17 protein-coding genes and 1 pseudogene are annotated in these 15542 nt (G+C 68.3%); 7 read left to right on the top strand and 11 right to left on the bottom strand.

Features of this window, described 5'->3' with window-relative positions:
* Positions 1–16: 16 nt before the first annotated feature.
* Both ACFPZN_RS06745 and ACFPZN_RS06740 read right to left on the bottom strand, forming a co-directional pair.
* Positions 17–496, bottom strand: a complete 480-nt coding sequence (locus tag ACFPZN_RS06745; protein ID WP_378280920.1) for a VOC family protein — start codon at positions 494–496, stop codon at positions 17–19.
* Positions 497–546: 50 nt separating this feature from the next.
* The gene (locus ACFPZN_RS06740; protein WP_378280919.1) at positions 547–1737 is read right to left on the bottom strand and encodes a thiolase family protein; all 1191 of its coding nucleotides are present in this window, start codon (positions 1735–1737) and stop codon (positions 547–549) included.
* A gap of 123 nt (positions 1738–1860) precedes the next feature.
* On the opposite strand from ACFPZN_RS06740, the gene ACFPZN_RS06735 reads away from it, so the two are divergent.
* The 3 genes from ACFPZN_RS06735 to ACFPZN_RS06725 are packed head-to-tail and all read left to right on the top strand — an operon-like array spanning position 1861 to position 4134.
* Complete coding sequence (locus ACFPZN_RS06735; protein WP_378280918.1) at positions 1861–2346, top strand: Zn-ribbon domain-containing OB-fold protein; 486 nt, start codon at positions 1861–1863, stop codon at positions 2344–2346.
* On the top strand, positions 2339–3262 hold the full coding sequence (locus ACFPZN_RS06730; RefSeq protein WP_378280917.1) for a hypothetical protein: 924 nt from the start codon (positions 2339–2341) through the stop codon (positions 3260–3262). The genes ACFPZN_RS06735 and ACFPZN_RS06730 overlap by 8 nt, the downstream gene beginning before the upstream one ends.
* Positions 3259–4134 (top strand): alpha/beta fold hydrolase, encoded by an 876-nt coding sequence (locus ACFPZN_RS06725; RefSeq protein WP_378280916.1) that lies wholly within the window; start codon positions 3259–3261, stop codon positions 4132–4134. Before ACFPZN_RS06730 ends, ACFPZN_RS06725 begins: the two co-directional genes overlap by 4 nt.
* Before the next feature lie 59 nt (positions 4135–4193).
* Here ACFPZN_RS06725 and ACFPZN_RS06720 read toward each other — a convergent pair whose 3' ends face one another.
* On the bottom strand, positions 4194–4949 hold the full coding sequence (locus tag ACFPZN_RS06720) for an SDR family oxidoreductase (protein WP_378280915.1): 756 nt from the start codon (positions 4947–4949) through the stop codon (positions 4194–4196).
* A 51-nt stretch (positions 4950–5000) separates the two neighbouring features.
* Positions 5001–5777 carry an SDR family NAD(P)-dependent oxidoreductase gene (locus tag ACFPZN_RS06715; protein ID WP_378280914.1) on the bottom strand — a complete coding sequence of 259 codons (777 nt, stop codon included), beginning with the start codon at positions 5775–5777 and terminating at the stop codon, positions 5001–5003.
* 170 nt (positions 5778–5947) lie between these two features.
* On the opposite strand from ACFPZN_RS06715, the gene ACFPZN_RS06710 reads away from it, so the two are divergent.
* From ACFPZN_RS06710 to ACFPZN_RS06700, 3 genes and pseudogenes are all read left to right on the top strand, one after another.
* On the top strand, positions 5948–7546 hold the full coding sequence (locus ACFPZN_RS06710) for a GMC family oxidoreductase (protein WP_378280913.1): 1599 nt from the start codon (positions 5948–5950) through the stop codon (positions 7544–7546).
* 104 nt (positions 7547–7650) lie between these two features.
* Positions 7651–8598, top strand: coding sequence for an alpha/beta hydrolase (locus tag ACFPZN_RS06705; protein WP_378280912.1), 948 nt, complete (start codon positions 7651–7653; stop codon positions 8596–8598).
* Between the two features lie 200 nt (positions 8599–8798).
* Positions 8799–9044 (top strand): annotated as a pseudogene (locus tag ACFPZN_RS06700) (transposase); the annotation flags it as partial.
* 314 nt (positions 9045–9358) lie between these two features.
* Here the strand turns inward: ACFPZN_RS06700 and ACFPZN_RS06695 are convergent.
* The 4 genes from ACFPZN_RS06695 to ACFPZN_RS06680 all read right to left on the bottom strand — a co-directional run bounded on the left by ACFPZN_RS06695 (position 9359) and on the right by ACFPZN_RS06680 (position 11810).
* Complete coding sequence (locus ACFPZN_RS06695; RefSeq protein WP_378280911.1) at positions 9359–9679, bottom strand: hypothetical protein; 321 nt, start codon at positions 9677–9679, stop codon at positions 9359–9361.
* Positions 9680–9962: 283 nt separating this feature from the next.
* The gene (locus tag ACFPZN_RS06690) at positions 9963–10397 is read right to left on the bottom strand and encodes an alcohol dehydrogenase catalytic domain-containing protein (protein ID WP_378280910.1); all 435 of its coding nucleotides are present in this window, start codon (positions 10395–10397) and stop codon (positions 9963–9965) included.
* A gap of 97 nt (positions 10398–10494) precedes the next feature.
* The gene (locus ACFPZN_RS06685; RefSeq protein ID WP_378280909.1) at positions 10495–10809 is read right to left on the bottom strand and encodes a Dabb family protein; all 315 of its coding nucleotides are present in this window, start codon (positions 10807–10809) and stop codon (positions 10495–10497) included.
* 164 nt (positions 10810–10973) lie between these two features.
* A complete protein-coding gene (locus ACFPZN_RS06680; RefSeq protein ID WP_378280908.1) occupies positions 10974–11810 on the bottom strand; it encodes an SDR family NAD(P)-dependent oxidoreductase in 837 nt (278 codons plus the stop codon).
* A 189-nt stretch (positions 11811–11999) separates the two neighbouring features.
* Here ACFPZN_RS06680 and ACFPZN_RS06675 point away from each other — a divergent pair, with 189 nt between their 5' ends.
* Positions 12000–12692 carry a TetR/AcrR family transcriptional regulator gene (locus tag ACFPZN_RS06675; RefSeq protein ID WP_378280907.1) on the top strand — a complete coding sequence of 231 codons (693 nt, stop codon included), beginning with the start codon at positions 12000–12002 and terminating at the stop codon, positions 12690–12692.
* Between the two features lie 107 nt (positions 12693–12799).
* On the opposite strand, the gene ACFPZN_RS06670 is transcribed toward ACFPZN_RS06675, so the two are convergent.
* From ACFPZN_RS06670 to ACFPZN_RS06660, 3 genes are all read right to left on the bottom strand, one after another.
* Positions 12800–12943, bottom strand: coding sequence for a hypothetical protein (locus tag ACFPZN_RS06670; RefSeq protein WP_378280906.1), 144 nt, complete (start codon positions 12941–12943; stop codon positions 12800–12802).
* Positions 12944–13053: 110 nt separating this feature from the next.
* Positions 13054–13467, bottom strand: coding sequence for a DUF6262 family protein (locus tag ACFPZN_RS06665; RefSeq protein ID WP_378280905.1), 414 nt, complete (start codon positions 13465–13467; stop codon positions 13054–13056).
* Complete coding sequence (locus ACFPZN_RS06660) at positions 13464–15506, bottom strand: tyrosine-type recombinase/integrase (RefSeq protein WP_378280904.1); 2043 nt, start codon at positions 15504–15506, stop codon at positions 13464–13466. Before ACFPZN_RS06660 ends, ACFPZN_RS06665 begins: the two co-directional genes overlap by 4 nt.
* Positions 15507–15542 lie beyond the last annotated feature (36 nt).

Below are 15542 nucleotides of genomic sequence, written 5' to 3'. Positions count from 1 at the left end.
ACCGGTCGGAGGTCGGTCAGGAGTCGGGTCGTGCCCAGCGCTCCAGGGCGGGGCGGGAAGCGACGTCGACGATCTCGATCCAGATCCCGCTGTGCCGGTTGAAGTGGTAGGAGAACTCGCACACCGAGCCGTCGTCGCCGGCGCCGGCGGCCTCCGACGGAAAACCCAGCGCGTCGAGCGCCGCCATCGAGGCCTCGAGGTCGTCGACCCAGAAGCCCACGTGATGGGCCGGTCCCCCACGCATGAAGGTGTAGGCGGTGTCGTCGATGTACTCCACCAACTCGATGTGGTTGCCGACGCCCTTCGAGTACGTGATGACCATGTCTCGGAACTGCGGTCCCGCCGGTGTGTGGATGATCCCGGTGCGCCGAACGACGGGTGCCCACTTCAGAACCATCGCGGTTCCCAGGTCGGCCATCGCCGCATCCAGGTCGTCGACGATGAGGCCGGTGTGGAACGGCTCACCGAGGATGCTCGGCAGAGTGGGGGCTGTCATGTCCTGCATGATGTCACAGTATCTGCGACTTTGTAACGCATCGATTCTCGTTACCGTGTCAGCAGGAGGCATCCGGCGAGTGGTCCTCCGCCTGCCGCCACCACGCCGACTTCGGCGCCGGTGACCTGGCGATCGCCCGCATCGCCGCGCAGTTGCGTGACGACCTCATACAGGTGGCCGAAGGCGTGGAGTCGGCCTCCAGAGAGCTGGCCACCTCCGGTGTTCAGTGGAAGGTCGCCCTCGATGGCGATTCGCTCGCCGCCCTCGATATAGCCGCCGACCTCACCCTTGGGTGCGAACCCGAGGGCCTCGAGCCAGAGCACGGTGAGAATGCTGAAACCGTCATAGAGACCGGCGACGTCGACATCCCCCGGCCGGAGGTCGGTGCGACCCCACAGGTGACGGGCCGCATCGTGCGCGGCCATCGTGGTCAGGTCCGCGCGCTGGTCCCACGAAGGCCGGCCGGTCAGGGCCGTCCCGGCGGCGGCGAACCTGACCGGGTCACGAGGCAGGTCGTCGCGCGTGTCGGCCGCGGAGACGATGATCGCGGTGGAGCCGTCGGCGGGCACATCGCAGTCGTAGAGGCACAGCGGGGTCGCGATGACCGGGGCGTTGAAGTAGTCGTCCATCGTGAGCGGGTCGCGGAACACCGCCCGAGGGTTGAGCCGCGCGTGACGCCGGCCGTTCAGGGCGATCTGCGCCAGCTGCTCCCGTGTCATCCCGTTGTCGTGCATGTAGCGAGTGGCATACGGCGACATCCAGGTCACCGACGAAATCGACCCGTACGGCAGCATCCACTGCTGGTATGCCGGCGCGGTGGACGTGTCCGAAGGCAATGCACTGGCCCTCGAGGCGCCCATCTGCGCACTGGACTCGGTCACCGTGCGGTAGACCAACACGTGCTTGCAGAGCCCCGCATGGACGGCGAGCATCGCCTTGACCACCGCGCCGAGTTGACCGGGGCCCTCAAGCCCAGCGTCGAACCACCGCAACTGCAAGCGCAGCGCATCCTGCACCTGGGGAACGCCAGGGCCGCTGAATCCGTCGGAGACGTAGACCGCGCCGGGCCACGAGCACAGTCCGTCGATGTCGGAGGTCCGCAGGCCGGCGTCGGCGATCGCCCGCAGTAGCGCCTCCAGGGTCAGGTCGAGCTCGCTCCGACCGAGTCGACGCCCTACCTGCGACTGGCCGATGCCCGAGATCACTGAGCTCGACTCGAACGTGGACTGGTGCCGAGTCATGGATCCTCCCGCGTGGTCGATCGCGCGGCCACTGGGGGCACGCTGGTTACACGATGACACAGTTAACATGTCTTTGTAACCTAGCGGTGCACTCGGGCGACCGCCCAGCGCACTCCGAGGCACATGGACGAGAGGCGACCGATCGTGAACGCAGGAACACCCGCCGGTGCCGGATCCCCTCCCCTCCGGCCCCTACCCGCACTGACCCCGGAGACCCGGCCGTTCTTCACCGCCGGCCTGTCGGGCGAGTTGGTGATCACCACCTGTTCCGATTGCGGCCACCTCAGCCACCCACCGCTACCGGTGTGCTCCTCGTGTTCATCACGAGCCGTCGCACCGCGCCCCGTCTCGGGACGCGCCCGGGTGGAGGCGTTCACGATCAACCACTATCCGTGGCATCCCGCGTTTCCCCCGCCCTATGTCGTCGCGATCGTTTCACTCGTCGAGCAGGACGATGTGCGTCTCACGACCAACATCGTCGACTGCGACCCCGCCGCGGTGCACATCGGAATGCGGGTAGCCGTACGGTTCGCGGTCGAGACAGACGATGCGGGCGAGCAGGTCGCGCTTCCCGAGTTCGCCCCCGCCCCGGAGGTCACCGATGTTTGAGCAGCTGGCGTCCGCCGACCTCTTCGTGCACGACTCCCAGAGGGCGTACGACGTCCTGCGCGGACCGCTCGGACTCTTCGAGCCTCGCGGGATCTGGCGCCAGGTCTGGCCGGACTGGGGTTTCGACGCCAGATGGTGCCGGACCAACCTCGACCTGGCCGTGTCGCCGACCCACGTCGAGATCATCGCGCCGCTCGACTCACCCGACCCGTCGATCGGACATCCGCAGATGCGCGCGATGTACGACGCTCAGGGAGGTCGCCTCTACAAGACCCACTCCACGCCGATCGCGGTCGACGACGTCGAGGAGCTGGCGCGCCGGCTCAGCCGAGCCGGCGCGATCTTCCGGCTCGACGAGCCCGAGGGGGAGCTCCCGTTCCCCCGACTGTGGCTCGGGCGTGCCGCTGACCGACCCGGCGACTACGATCCGACCTCCGACGGAGGCCTCTACTTGGAGTTCGTGCCGGCGCTCAACTTCCCGACCAAGGCCGACGACACGAAGCAGCCGCCGGCCGGCCACCCGGTGAAGCGCGTGTCGGCGCGGACGATGATCGTCGACGACATCGACTCGACCTTGACCACGCTCGATCACAATCTCGGCTGGAGTCCCTCCGCCGCGGTCGCCCGGCGCCGTGACGATCGGGTCGCGGTCTTCACCTTCGACCACCCGGGGTCCGCGGCGCTCGAGGTGGTCGAGCCCGGCGAGCGCGGCCCGGCGCGGGAGTATCACCAGGCCTGGGGGTTCGGGCCATATGCCCTGGCCCTCGAGGTCACCGACCGGGCGAGCGCCGTGGCGGCCCTCGTCGAGGGGGGCCTGCTCGAGGATGACCCGGGCACAGACGTGATTCGGCCCGACTACCGACGGACCTTCGGAGTGCAACTCGAGTTTCACGACGGCGAGAGGAGCTCGACATGAGCATCAGCCCGGTGGCCCACCATTGGACCGGTCCCGACGGCAACACTCTCGTCGGCGACGTGTGGGGCCCAGAACACCCGCAGGTCGTGCTGCTGCACGGCGGCGGCCAGACCCGGCGCGCTTGGGGACGCACCGGTGAGCACTTCGCCGAGCGCGGCCTGACCACAGCCGCCATCGACCTACGCGGGCATGGCGAGAGCTCGTGGGACCCGCGGGGTCGATACGCGTTTCCCGACCACGCTCGCGACCTGACCACATTGCGACAGAACGTCTTCGCCCGGCCGGTCATATTGGTCGGCGCCTCTCTAGGTGGCGTGACGAGCCTGAAGTCTGCTCAGGTGGACCCGGACGGCATCGCGGCGGTAGTGCTGGTGGACATCACCCCGACCATGCAGCTGACAGGCGTCGACAAGATCGTCGGCTTCATGCGTTCCAACCCGGACGGGTTCGCCACGCTCGAGGAAGCCGCCTACGCCATCGCGCGCTACCAGCCCCACCGCAAGCGCCACGCGACCCCGGCGGGCCTCCGGCGAAACCTGCGCCACGATCCCGAGACCGACCGGTGGGTCTGGCACTGGGACCCGCGGACCCTCAACTTCGCCAACCCGCCGTGGTACGCCAAGCAGACGCGGGACATGGTCGCCGGCACCCGAGCCCTGGACGCCGCAGGCCGTCCCGTGCAGGTGGTGCGGGGCGAGCTCAGCGACGTGATCCTGCCGTCCGATGTGGACGATTTCCTGGCGCTCGGCGCCCACACCCGCCACGTCACCGTGGTTGGAGCCCGGCACATGGTGGCGGGTGACGCCAACGAGGTGTTCCTCCAGATGATCTTCAAAGCACTGGGCGAGGTCGACCCGCGTCTGGTCGCCTGAGGCAAGGTGGTCGTACGGCATCGCCCGACGTCGTGCCGGGCGGCGCCGTACGACGGCGCCTACAGTCGCGGAGTCGCGCCGCCGTCGATGACCAAGGTCTGGCCGGTGAGCCAAGAGGCGGCGTCGCTGCACAGGAACAGGAGCGGCCCGACCAGGTCCTCGGTCGTCCCGGGTCGCTTGATGAACTGGGCGTCCAGGAGCTGCCGGCGCCGCGCCTCGGTCACCGTGTCCAACATGGCCTCGGTCGCGATCGCGCCGGGCGCGATGCCGTTCACTGTGATGCCGTACTCGCCGAGCTCCTTGGCGAAGCCGCGGATCAGCGACAGCATGGCCAACTTGGTGGTCCCGTAGACGCCGCTTGCCTGGTAGGCCGCAGTCGAGGTCTGCACCACCACTCGACCCCAGCCCGCCTTCCGCATCATCGGCGCGAACGCCTGCGTAGCCAAGAGAGCACCGTCGAGATTGACGCTGAACACCTTGCGCCAGTATGCGACGGACACTGTCAGCTGCGGGTCCTTCCGCAGGTTGTGGAAGATCGCGGCGTTGTTGACGAGGATGTGCGTGGTTCCGTATCGCTGCTCCACCTGCTCTGCCAGTGCGAGGGTGCTCTCCTCACTGCTGACGTCGACCGGAAGTGCGACCGCCTCGCCGCCCTCGGCTGCGATCAGCTCCACGGTGCCGGCGGCACCGTCGGGGTCGATGTCGGCCACGACCACCTGGGCCCCCTCACGCGCAAGACCTCGCGCGTAGTCGCGACCGATGCCTGCCGCAGATCCGGTGACAACCGCAACGCGACCCACGAGCGACTTCGCCACTGCGTTCTCCTCTACTGTTCGTTCGAGACTGGGCTGCCGGGGTCGAACGGCTCAGCGCATGATGAGGCCACCGTCGATCGACAGTGCCTGGCCGTTGACCCATTCGCCGTCGTCCGAGAAGAGGAAGGCGACCGCCGCGGCGATGTCCTCCGGCTTGCCGAGGCGCGTCGAGGGAATCTCCTCCAGCTGCCGTCGCTGGATCTCCTCAGGAAGGGTCCGCAACAGCGCCTCGGTCAGGACGGTGCCAGGCGCGACCGCGTTGCATCGGACGCCCTGGCGGCCACCGACACGAGCGACGTGCCGGGTCAGCGCCTCGACACCGGACTTCGCAGCGCTGTACGACGCCCGCACGGGCTCCGCCATCCACACCGCCGCCGACATCGTGTTGACGATCGACCCGCCACCGCGCTCGATCATCAGCGGCATGGCGTGGCGGATGGTGTACATGTATCCGGTCAGCGTAACGTCGATCGTTCGCGACCAGACCTCGATCGGAAGATCGAGCACGTTGTGCGAGCTGTCCGCCCCGATCGTCGCCGGTGAGAGGTCGGCAGCAACGTTGAACAGGTGGTCCACGCCACCGAACGAGTCGACCGCGAACTTCATCATCCCGACGACGGACTGCTCAGAAGAGAGGTCGACCTGGATCGCCACCGCATCACCTCCTTCCGCAACGATCTGCTCCGCAAGCGCCCGGGCCGCGTCCTCATTGATGTCCGACACGACCACGCGAGCGCCCTCCGAGCTGAGTCGGTGGGCAGTGGCACCACCGATGTTGCCCGGCGCCGCGCCCGCGATGAGCGACACCTTTCCGTCGAGACCTCTCATGGCTCCTACTTTCCTGTTCGTGGCCCCGGGAACGGATCTGCCGGGGCGAGTGGCTGAGTGCGGTTCGTCCCGCCCGAGCCGCTTCCGCGGCGAGGTGACGTGTGCAACACTGACACAAGATTCGCATATAGTGCCAGTGTGACACCGGGTTGAACCGCGAGGAGCATGAGGTGACATCAGAGGAGCCGGGCGACGGATACGACTACGTCGTGGTCGGAGCGGGGTCGGCGGGCAGCGTGGTCGCCGCCCGACTTACGGAGGATCCGTCGGCCAGCGTGCTGCTGGTGGAAGCGGGCGGCGCCGACGACGCCGCAGGGCTCGATGTGCCGATCAATTCGCCCACGTTCCTGGGCACGGACTACGACTGGAACGACATCTCAGAGCCCGAGCCCGGACTCGACGGCCGGCGGATGACGCTGCACCACGGGCGCGTACTCGGAGGCTCCTCGACGATCAACTCGATGATCTTCCTGCGCGGCGCGGCGCTCGACTACGACGAGTGGGCCCGGCAGGGCGCGACAGGGTGGTCGGCCGCGGACGTCCTGCCGTACTTCGCCACGCTGGAGACGAGCTCGCGCGCTGGGCCCGCGCACGGCACCAACGGCCCGATGGTCATCTCTGAGTGCGGTAACCGCAGCGCCCTGAGCGAACGGTTCATTGCCGCAGCGACCCAGGTCGGACACCGGTACAACGACGACCTCAACGATCTGGACGTCGAAGGCGTGGGCTACCCCCAGGTGAGCATGCAGCGCGGGCACCGTTGGAGCACCGCGAGCGGCTATCTCCGGCCCGCCATGGGGCGCCCGAACCTGACGATCGTCACGGGTGCGGTCACCACGGCGGTTCGGTTCGAGTCCGGCAGGGCCATCGGTGTCGACCTGCTGGTCAGCGGCCGCCCACACTTCGTGCGAGCCACCAGCGAGGTCGTTCTCGCCGCTGGCGCGTACTCCACGCCACACCTGCTCCTTCACTCCGGCGTGGGTCCCGCCGCCGACCTTCGCGCACTCGGCATCGCGGTCCAGGCCGACCTCCCGGTCGGCCAGGCACTACAGGACCACCTGCGCGTGGGCATGGTCTTCGCCTCGTCGCTCCCCTCGCTCCCCTCGCAACTGACCGCGGAGGCGTTCGCCGAGTACGAGCGTTCGGGCACCGGCCCCGTGTCCTCCAATGTCGGAGAGACCGCGGGCTTCATCCGCGCGACGACCGGATCGACAGCACCCGACTTCCAGGTGAGCGGGGTTCCGGCAATGGTCGGAGCGATGATCGGACTGGCCAAGGATGGCTTCTCACTGTGCGGCTGGGTCTGCCGACCGAGCAGCCGAGGCTCGGTGAGCCTGCGGAAGACAGATCCATTGCAGCGTCCTGTCATTCGTCACCACTACCTCACCACCGAAGCCGACGAGCACCTCACCGCCGAAGGCATCCGTCGACTGTGGGAGATCCGCGACGCGCCGGCACTGGCCGAGGTACTGGGCGCCGAGCCGATCAGTGCACCGGCATCGCGCACGGACGAGGACATCCTGTCGTTTGTCCGTCGAACGGCGATGACCGCACACCACCCGTGCGGCACCGCCGGCATCGGACGCGTGGTCGGAACCGACCTCAACGTCCTCGGCGTCGAGGGACTTCGGGTCGTTGACGCTTCCGTCATGCCGGCCATCCCCTCCTCGAACATCAACGCGGCCGTGATCATGGTCGCCGAGAAGGGCGCAGACCTGATCAAGGCCGCCGCGACTCCGGCCGTGAAAGCAGCCTCGGTCAGCGTCTGAGATGGCCACCGCCCCGAGGCATCGCCACTAAAAACGGATCGAGAGCACGCATCGCGTTCCGGCGATCGCGCGGCCGACCGACGATCGCAATAGGAAGGGTGCCGATGACTGACGTTCTGCCTGCTTCCGAGTACATGGACGAGGTGCGCGAGATCAACTCCGCCCTCGCGTCCATGCCGCACCCGGACGTCACCACAGAGGAAGGGCTTGCCGCACTACGCGCGGCGAAGTTCTCCCCGGATCTACGACCGACACTGAAGCCGGTCGAGTCGACGTTCGCCGGTCCAGAAGGCCGGCTGCGTGCCCGCATCATCCGTCCCGACGGCCCTATTCGCGCCGTACTGTTGAACATTCACGGCGGAGGGTTCTGCATCGGAGACCCCGCGGATGATGACCTCATCAACGACCTGATCGCTCGCCATGCCCACGTCGCAGTCGTCAGCACCAGTTACCGGCTGGCTCCCGAGAACCCCTTCCCCGCGTGCCTCGAGGACTGCATCGGCGCTGCGCGCTGGCTCCTTGACACGGCCGAGCGATCGTTCGGAACAGACCGCCTGCTAGTCGCCGGCGCGTCCGCCGGCGGTTACCTCGCGGCGCAGGTATTGAACTGGATGAAAGCCGAGAACCACATCGAACGAGTCGTCGCGGCAAGCTTCATGTTCGGGGTGTACGACGTCGGTAGGACTCCGAGCCAGGCCGCCGCCACGGAGGAAACGCTGGTACTGCCCTCGACATGGCTGGATCAGTTCCACAGGAACGCCTTCCCGGGGCTGACCGAGAGTGAGACTCGGAGCGCACGCTACTCACCCCTATACGCGGCCGACCTCTCTGGCATGCCACCAGCGCTCTTCACCGTCGGCGACCTCGATCCACTCGTTGACGACTCGCTCTTCCTCGCTGCTCGGTGGAGGACGGCCGGAAACGAGACCCAGTTGGACGTCTGGTCCGAATGCGTACATGGATTCCTGAACATGTATCCGAAAGTGGGAGCACAGGCGCGAGAGCGCATCGCGGACTGGATCGCGGCCCGACTCGACACTGCCGGCCTGTAGCTTTCCCGGCGCAGTCTCCGTCCAGAGTGACCACCGACGTTTGTGTCGTTTGCACGCCCACTCACAGTGCTTGCCCACCACCTCCGCGAGGTGGCAGGAATTGATCAATGGAATCACCTTGGGCGATCAACGCTTCAGCAAAGCCTGGGCCATGACGAGGCGTTGCATCTGATTGGTGACGTTCGTAGACCTGGGTGATCTTGGCGTCGCGCATCATGCGGGGCGGCGCGGTCGTGCTGTTGCGTTGTGCCGAGAAGACGGGTCTGGCCAGGGCGTTGTCGGCGGCGCTCGCGCCATTGCGCAAGCCGTTGGCCACGCACGGCCCGGGCAAGATCGTGCTCGATCTGGCGGTATCGGCCACGCTGGGCGGGGACTGCCTGGCCGACATCACGATCCTGCGGGAGCAGCCCGCGGTGTTCGGTCTAGTGGCCTCGGATCCGACGGTGTGAGAAGGGCTCCGCCCCCTCCGGGGAGTTCCACGGCAACCACGGCCCCGTTCCCTGGTAGAGGAGCCGCCCGGCCCGCGCAGCAGTTCGTCGTTGGAGGCGAACGAATTCAATGGGCGAGAGGTAGCCCTACAACAGCCGGACCTATCAAGTTCAGCGGCGGGGTTGGGGCGGTCGAGCACCCATCCAGCACCACGTGCGTGCCACCCCGTGTCACCGCCTGTCATCCGGTGCCGGTGCCCCCGAGCGAACATGGTCGGTGCCAGGCGCCGCAAGTGATTGGACCCAGTCATCGAACTCGCAGTTCCAGGCCGTCAGCCGTTGCTGACGATCGCCACCCTGATCGCCACGTTGTCGTTGAACCTGATCCCGATCGCCTGGCTGCATCGGGCGTCCCGCTCGTAGGTGCTTAAGTCGTGGAGCCCATCGCTGGCAACCAAGAGCCGCGCGGCCGTGGCTGGTGTCAAGGCGCTGCCTTCCCGCCCGAACTTAAATTGCTTGTTCCAGACCTCGTAACCGGTGTAGCGAGGGTTCCCCAAGATGGGCCAAGACCGTGTCCGCCCTCCAGCCAGAAGCAGTCCGATGCCGATTCCGGGCCCGGTCATGCTCCGATGGGCACGGTATGCCTTCACCATCCAGACTCCTGGCAATGCGCCGAGCACCGCATCCCGCCATCCGCATCGCAAAGATCCGCTCCACGACCAGCGGCCAGGTCGCGGTGACGGCTACCGTCAGTCGCCGGTCGGCCACCAGTTCGGCGAGGGCCTGGGGAGGTTGTCGCAGGGGCCCGGGCGGCGGCGACCGTGCCGACCACCTGGGCCCGGATCTGCGCTGGAGGCGCCGGGTGCGGGTCGAACAGAGAGCTGGCCAGTCCACCCGGCTTGATAGCGGGGTGGAGGGCGGCCATGCTCGCCGCGCTCACACCGTCGATGACCAGATCGAGATCACCGATCGTGGCAGGGAAGCCGGGGGCGGCGTAGTCCAGGACCTCGTCGGCGCCCAGCCGGCGCACGAAGTCGTGCTTGGCGGGGAGGCGGTGGCGATCACGTGGGCGCCGCGGTGCTTGGCGAGTTGGACGGCGAGGTGGCCGACACCGCCGGCGGCGCCCTGGATCAGCACACGCCGCCCCGCGTGCACCTGGCCGTCGTCGACCACGGCGGTCCAGGCGGTAATGCCGGAGAAGTCGCTGCCCGCGGTGTAGGGCAGCCGGAGGTGTCCGTCCATGTAGCCTTCGCGGACCCGGCGGTCCACAGCTTTGACCGAGGCGGCTTTGACCTGGAGGAGTACCTGCCCGGGACCGGGTACGGGCGGGTGATCTCCCGCAGCGCGAGCTGCTCGGGACCGCCCCAGCATCGATCACGGGGTGTTCGTCCGGATAGGTCATGTCGGAGAGTCCTTGTCGTCGTCGGCGACACCGCGGCCCGATGGGCGGACATACCGGGCTGGTGGGTTACGCGGTGAAGTAGAAGGCGTGGAAGCGGTCGCAGACCCGCTCACTGACCTCGATGGCCTTGAGGTGGATCGGGTGGGGCTGGTAGGCGCGCAGCGCGTCCATCGACTCGAAGGTGACGATCAGTCCGTAGTCGAAGGTGGTGTCCGGACCTTCCCAGTCGGTGCCGGTGCGCGGCCCGACGCTCACGTCCATGACCCCGTCGATGCCGGCCAGCGCCTGCGCCGCCTCGGTCAGGGCGTGCCGGTGGTCGGTGTTGTCCGGCTCTTTGAGCCACCAGAAGTTGACGTGCTTGATGACGGACGAGGTGCTCATGCCCGGTTCCTCCGGTCGGGTAGAAGGTGCGGGGTGGTGGGCCCGATGCTGGAGGCCGGCAGTCCGGCTCTGCGCCGATCGCACACCCGAAGCCGGCCCCACCTTCAACCGGTGAGCCCGGCTCGGGCCGTTTCGGCCTGACGGGCGTGGCGGCGCTGCGGCGCTCAGCCCCAGGCGGACTCGGAGACGCCGCGCCACCTGGCGTCGGACTCGGCCAGGGCCTGGGCGGCCTGGTCCCAGTACTGCAGGGCGTCGCGGCCCAGCAGGATCTGGGTCGGCGCGTCGTCGCGTCCGGCGAGGTCGACGATGATCTCGGCGACCCGGGCCGGGTCGGCGGAGTCGGCGGCGGCGGCCTCGGGGTCGGCGTTGCGGATCATGTCGGCGAAGGTCCCGACGGTCTGCTGGTAGGGCTCGCTGACCGGCGGGACCTTCATCGAGGACCCGGCCCAGTCGGTGCGCATCCCGCCCGGCTGCAGGACGGTGACCTTGACACCGAACGGCGCGACCTCCTGCGCCAGTCCCAGGGAGAAGCCGCCCACGGCCCATTTGGCGCTCTGGTAGGCGGTCAGGCCGGCCGAGGTGATCCGGCCGCCGAGCGAGGACACCTGGAAGATGTGCCCCGAGCCCTGCTCGCGCAGGATCGGCGTCACGGCCTTGCTGACGTGGACGACGCCGTAGAAGTTGGTGTCGATCTGCGCGCGGAAGTCCTCCAGGGTGACGTCCTCGACCGACGCCAGGTCGGCGTAGCCGGCGTTGTTGACCACCACGTCGTAGCGGCCGAACGCCTTCAACCCCTCCTGCACGGTGCGCTGTACCGCGTCGTCGTCGGTGACGTCCAAGGCGAGGGCGCGGATCCGGTCGCCGTAGCGCTCGACCAGGTCGTCGAGCTGGGCGGGCCTGCGGGCGGTGGCGACCACCCGGTCACCGGCCTGCAGGGCCGCGGTGACGATCGCGCGGCCCAGGCCGCGGGAGCTTCCGGTGACAAACCAGACCTTGGACATGTCTTACCTCGGTTCTTTTCGAATCGGCGGTGCGTGGATCACCCACCTGGGCAGCTACCCGGCCACCACCCCGACAACGGCACAGGGACACGCGTCACGCTCTTAGCGACCGGTGGTCGCTTGAACACCGCCCACGTTAAGAGACCAGCGGTCGCTTGTCAAAAGACCGGTGGTCGCTAAACTGGGGTCATGGCGGATTTCCAGCGGGCGCGCAGCCAAGAGCAGCGGCAGCAGCGGCGGCAGGCGATCCTCGACACCACCGCCAGGATGCTCACCGAACTGCCGATCGCCCGCGTCGGGCTCAACGAGCTCAGCCGCCGGGCGGGCATGGCCAAGTCCAACGTGCTGCGCTACTTCGAATCACGCGAGGCGATCCTGCTGGAACTGCTGGACCGCGCCTGGGCCGAATGGAACACCGATCTGCCCGCCCTCCTGGACGCCGCCCTCGACCCCGCCGCCCCCGTCGGGCGGCGCACCGAGGACTTCGCCGCGGTGTACGCGACCTCCCTGGCCGACCGGCAGGTGCTGTGCGACCTGTTCAGCGCCCAGGCCGGCGTCCTGGAGCACAACGTCTCGGCCGACGTCGCCGCCCGCTACAAGAAGGCCGCCGCCGCCAACCTCAGCGCGCTCACCGAACTCACCCGCACCCGCCTGCCGGAACTCGGCGACGCCGCCCAGCAGGTCTGCGCCCAGGCCATCATGGTCACCGGCGCCATCTGGACCCACTCGCAACCCTCACCCGCCATGCTCCAGGCCTACGCCGCCGACCCCGCCCTGGCCGCCCTGTGCATGGACTTCACCCCCACCCTCCAGCAGACCGTCGCCACCCTCATCGCCGGCACCCTCGCCCGCACCGGCGCCGCCCCACCACGCACCCGCTGACCGCAGGTCACCCCGCCCCCTGCCGCTTCCGGCAACTCCGATCGCTGCTCGGAGGCCGACCAGATCATCGACCACGCCACGTGATCATCAGCGCTCCCGGAACGAGGTCACAACAAGGTGTCGCGCACCCGCAGGGGCCGGTACCCGGTGGGACCGAGCCGGGCGAGCTCGCCCTCGACGTCGATCGAGCCGAAGATGTGGGCCGGCACCTGGTCGTCAATACGGCGCCCGGCCGCGCGCATCGACGCCACCGCCAGCCGTGGTACTCCGTCGTCCAGAGCGTATCCGGGGTTGTGATCTTGGTTGGTGGCGTCTTGCCTGGTGGATTGCTTGCGGTCGCGTCTGTGAGTGAAGCGCTGGCCTATTCGGCGGCTCGTGGGCCGAGGCGGCGTCGCAGTTCGAGGTTCTCGCCATGTGCGGCCTCCAGGGCCTGCTTGAGCGCGGTCACCTCGTCGCGGTGACGGCGTTTGAGGTCGGCGAGTTGGGCGGTGAGGGTGCGGACCACACTGCTGGGCTGGTCAGGGTCGATCTCCTGGGGACGGGCTGCCGGTGGCCTTCCTCGCCGCTGGTCACGCAGTTGCTCGACCCGGCGGCGGAGATCTGTGTTGCGATAGAGGAAGTCGAGGGAGACGCCGGCGGCTTGGGCCAGGCCGCGGAAGGTGATGGGGTCACCTCGCCGGATCATGTCGCGGAGGCCTTGCTCGGCGCGAGCCTTGGCGGCTGCGCTCTTGGCCGCCGCCGCCGCGCGGAGATTGTCGGGGTTGCCTCGGCTCACGATCGCGCCTCCGGCTCGCGGGTGATGGCGTCGGTGCGAGCGGCGACCCCGGCGCCGCGGACGGCCTGGACGGTCCCATCCGCGAGTCGGGTCTGCTCGATCTTGACGATGATTCGGCCGAGCGCATCCTGTTCTTGCAGGCGTCCGGCCAACCACACGTTGTCGCAGCTCATCTCTTGCCCTGTGCGGGCCTTGAACGCCTGGCTGCGTTCGTCGATGAGCTGGCCGGTGCGCTGCTGCTGGAGTTTCAGCTCGGGCGGGAAGCTCGCGTCGGTGGTGAACTTCTCGCAGGTCAAGCAGGCGTTGCCCTTGTCGCAGGTTTGCCGGGGCGGCAGCAGGCACCATCCGTTGGGCAGGATCCGGTCGGTGCGCTTGTCCAGCTCCAGCATGTCGTAGAGATCGCGCGGGTCGACCTGCAGGTCACGGCCGTCGGCGGTGATCTTCCGGTAGCGCAGGAACTCGCGTTCGTGGGTCTCGGCCAGGGTTTCGGCGTACTCCATCGTCATGGCGGGCGTCAGGTGTCCCATGTATCGCTGGACGACATGCAGCGGGACGCCGGCGTTGAGCAGGCTGGTGGCCTTGGTGTGGCGGAAGCGATGGGCGCGGTTGAAGTCGACCAGCCGTCCGGTGCTGTCGCGGATGTCCAGCCGCTGGGCGAACTCGTTGAGGAGGGCGTTGATCCGTTCGTAGGGGTAGTGGCGATCGGCTTTGCGGTTCATCCTGGCGGCCAGGAACAGGTAGGTCGGCGTCACGCCTGGCGCCCAGCGTGGCCCGAGGTGCTCATCCGCCCAGCGCTGCTGTTCAACGATGATGGCGGCGATCTCAGCGTCGACGAGCATGGTGTCGGGTGCTCCGTCGATCTTCGTCTGCTGGTAGCGCAGCTTGGCGACGAACCCCTCACCATCGTCCTCGTCAGGGGCGGAGAGCCGGTCCAGCGGCAGCAAGGGCTGACGATCGAGCATGCGGATCTCACTGACGCGCCGTCCGGTCCGGGCCACCAGCATGACGATGCGCATCGCCTGCTCGTCGGCAAAGCCGCCCTCGTCGAATGGGGCGCCGATCAGGTGCAGGTTGGCCATGATCTGAGAGAACGCGGTGTCGTCGATGACCTCGCGGCGCTCTGGGCTGACCGTCGTGCGCCGGGTCTCGCCCCGTCGCCAGAGCTTGGCGTGCTGGGGGCCGAGCTGGAGCCAGCCGGGCTCGTCCAGGGCCCGCGCGGCGCTGTCGCGCTGGTCGTGCATGAACAGGTAGAACTGCTCGACGTTGGTGGCGATGTCGTTGACCCGCAGATCCGACAGGGGCTTGCCGCGGTTGGGGCCGGTGCTCGCCTTCAGCGTGCGGACGTGGCCGAGGAACTCGAGCATGAGCACCCGGACCCCTGCCGGGTCCTCGCTCAGCCAGGGGGGCGTCGGCCCCTGCGCGGTGAGCCAGGTGGAGAACACGCCGATCCCCGAGCGGATAGATCGCAGGCTCGTCCAGGTCAGCGCGCCGGTCTCCAGCGAGACCTTGAACCACCACTGCACTCCGACGCGAAGCCATTCCGGCTCCAGCGTGTGGAAGTGCAGACTCTGGCCTTGGGACGGCTCGTGCGGGCGGCGCGGGATCCGGGGGTCCGGCTCGAGGCTCCATTGCTCCCGGCGCCACCATGGCCGCTGGTCATAGGCCGTCCAGAGCAACCGGTAACAGCGCCGCAGCAACGTGGTGGTGTTGAGCACCCAGTTCTTGCCCGGCAGGGCGCCCTTGCGGCGTGCGTAAGTGGCCGCCACCACCCGTTCCCACTCCCGAGGCGTCTGCTCCATCAGAGAGCCTCGGAAGGCGGGGTGGTCTTCGACCGTGCTGGCCAGCCAGCGGATCAGGGACTGCAACGCCGAGACCGGGATCCGGCCGCCCAACTCGATGATCCGCCAGCAGCACCAAGCCAGCTCACGATCCATCGGTTCTGGCAGGAGGCTGAATCGGAGCCGGAACCCGCGGGCGTTGGTGTTGAGACTGAACACCGCCATGTCCTGGCCGGAAAGGTCGGCCGAGCTCAGCTTCACCGTGCGGAACTGCGCGGGGACCGCCGCCCAGAGAGC

Origin of the sequence: Actinomadura rugatobispora (assembly GCF_042656285.1) — a bacterium.
Taxonomy (GTDB): Bacteria; Actinomycetota; Actinomycetes; order Streptosporangiales; family Streptosporangiaceae; genus Spirillospora; species Spirillospora rugatobispora.
The sequence above is the reverse complement of the archived record's forward strand: the minus strand, read 5'-3'. Positions and strand labels throughout refer to the sequence as shown.

Bases quoted from the DNA above. Each gene is read 5' to 3' on its own strand.
- ACFPZN_RS06745 (WP_378280920.1), bottom strand. From the start codon at position 496: ATGACAGCCCCCACTCTGCCGAGCATCCTCGGTGAGCCGTTCCACACC.
- ACFPZN_RS06740 (WP_378280919.1), bottom strand. From the start codon at position 1,737: ATGACTCGGCACCAGTCCACGTTCGAGTCGAGCTCAGTGATCTCGGGC.
- ACFPZN_RS06735 (WP_378280918.1), top strand. From the start codon at position 1,861: ATGGACGAGAGGCGACCGATCGTGAACGCAGGAACACCCGCCGGTGCC.
- ACFPZN_RS06730 (WP_378280917.1), top strand. From the start codon at position 2,339: ATGTTTGAGCAGCTGGCGTCCGCCGACCTCTTCGTGCACGACTCCCAG.
- ACFPZN_RS06725 (WP_378280916.1), top strand. From the start codon at position 3,259: ATGAGCATCAGCCCGGTGGCCCACCATTGGACCGGTCCCGACGGCAAC.
- ACFPZN_RS06715 (WP_378280914.1), bottom strand. From the start codon at position 5,777: ATGAGAGGTCTCGACGGAAAGGTGTCGCTCATCGCGGGCGCGGCGCCG.
- ACFPZN_RS06705 (WP_378280912.1), top strand. From the start codon at position 7,651: ATGACTGACGTTCTGCCTGCTTCCGAGTACATGGACGAGGTGCGCGAG.
- ACFPZN_RS06695 (WP_378280911.1), bottom strand. From the start codon at position 9,679: ATGGTGAAGGCATACCGTGCCCATCGGAGCATGACCGGGCCCGGAATC.
- ACFPZN_RS06690 (WP_378280910.1), bottom strand. From the start codon at position 10,397: ATGCTGGGGCGGTCCCGAGCAGCTCGCGCTGCGGGAGATCACCCGCCC.
- ACFPZN_RS06685 (WP_378280909.1), bottom strand. From the start codon at position 10,809: ATGAGCACCTCGTCCGTCATCAAGCACGTCAACTTCTGGTGGCTCAAA.
- ACFPZN_RS06680 (WP_378280908.1), bottom strand. From the start codon at position 11,810: ATGTCCAAGGTCTGGTTTGTCACCGGAAGCTCCCGCGGCCTGGGCCGC.
- ACFPZN_RS06675 (WP_378280907.1), top strand. From the start codon at position 12,000: ATGGCGGATTTCCAGCGGGCGCGCAGCCAAGAGCAGCGGCAGCAGCGG.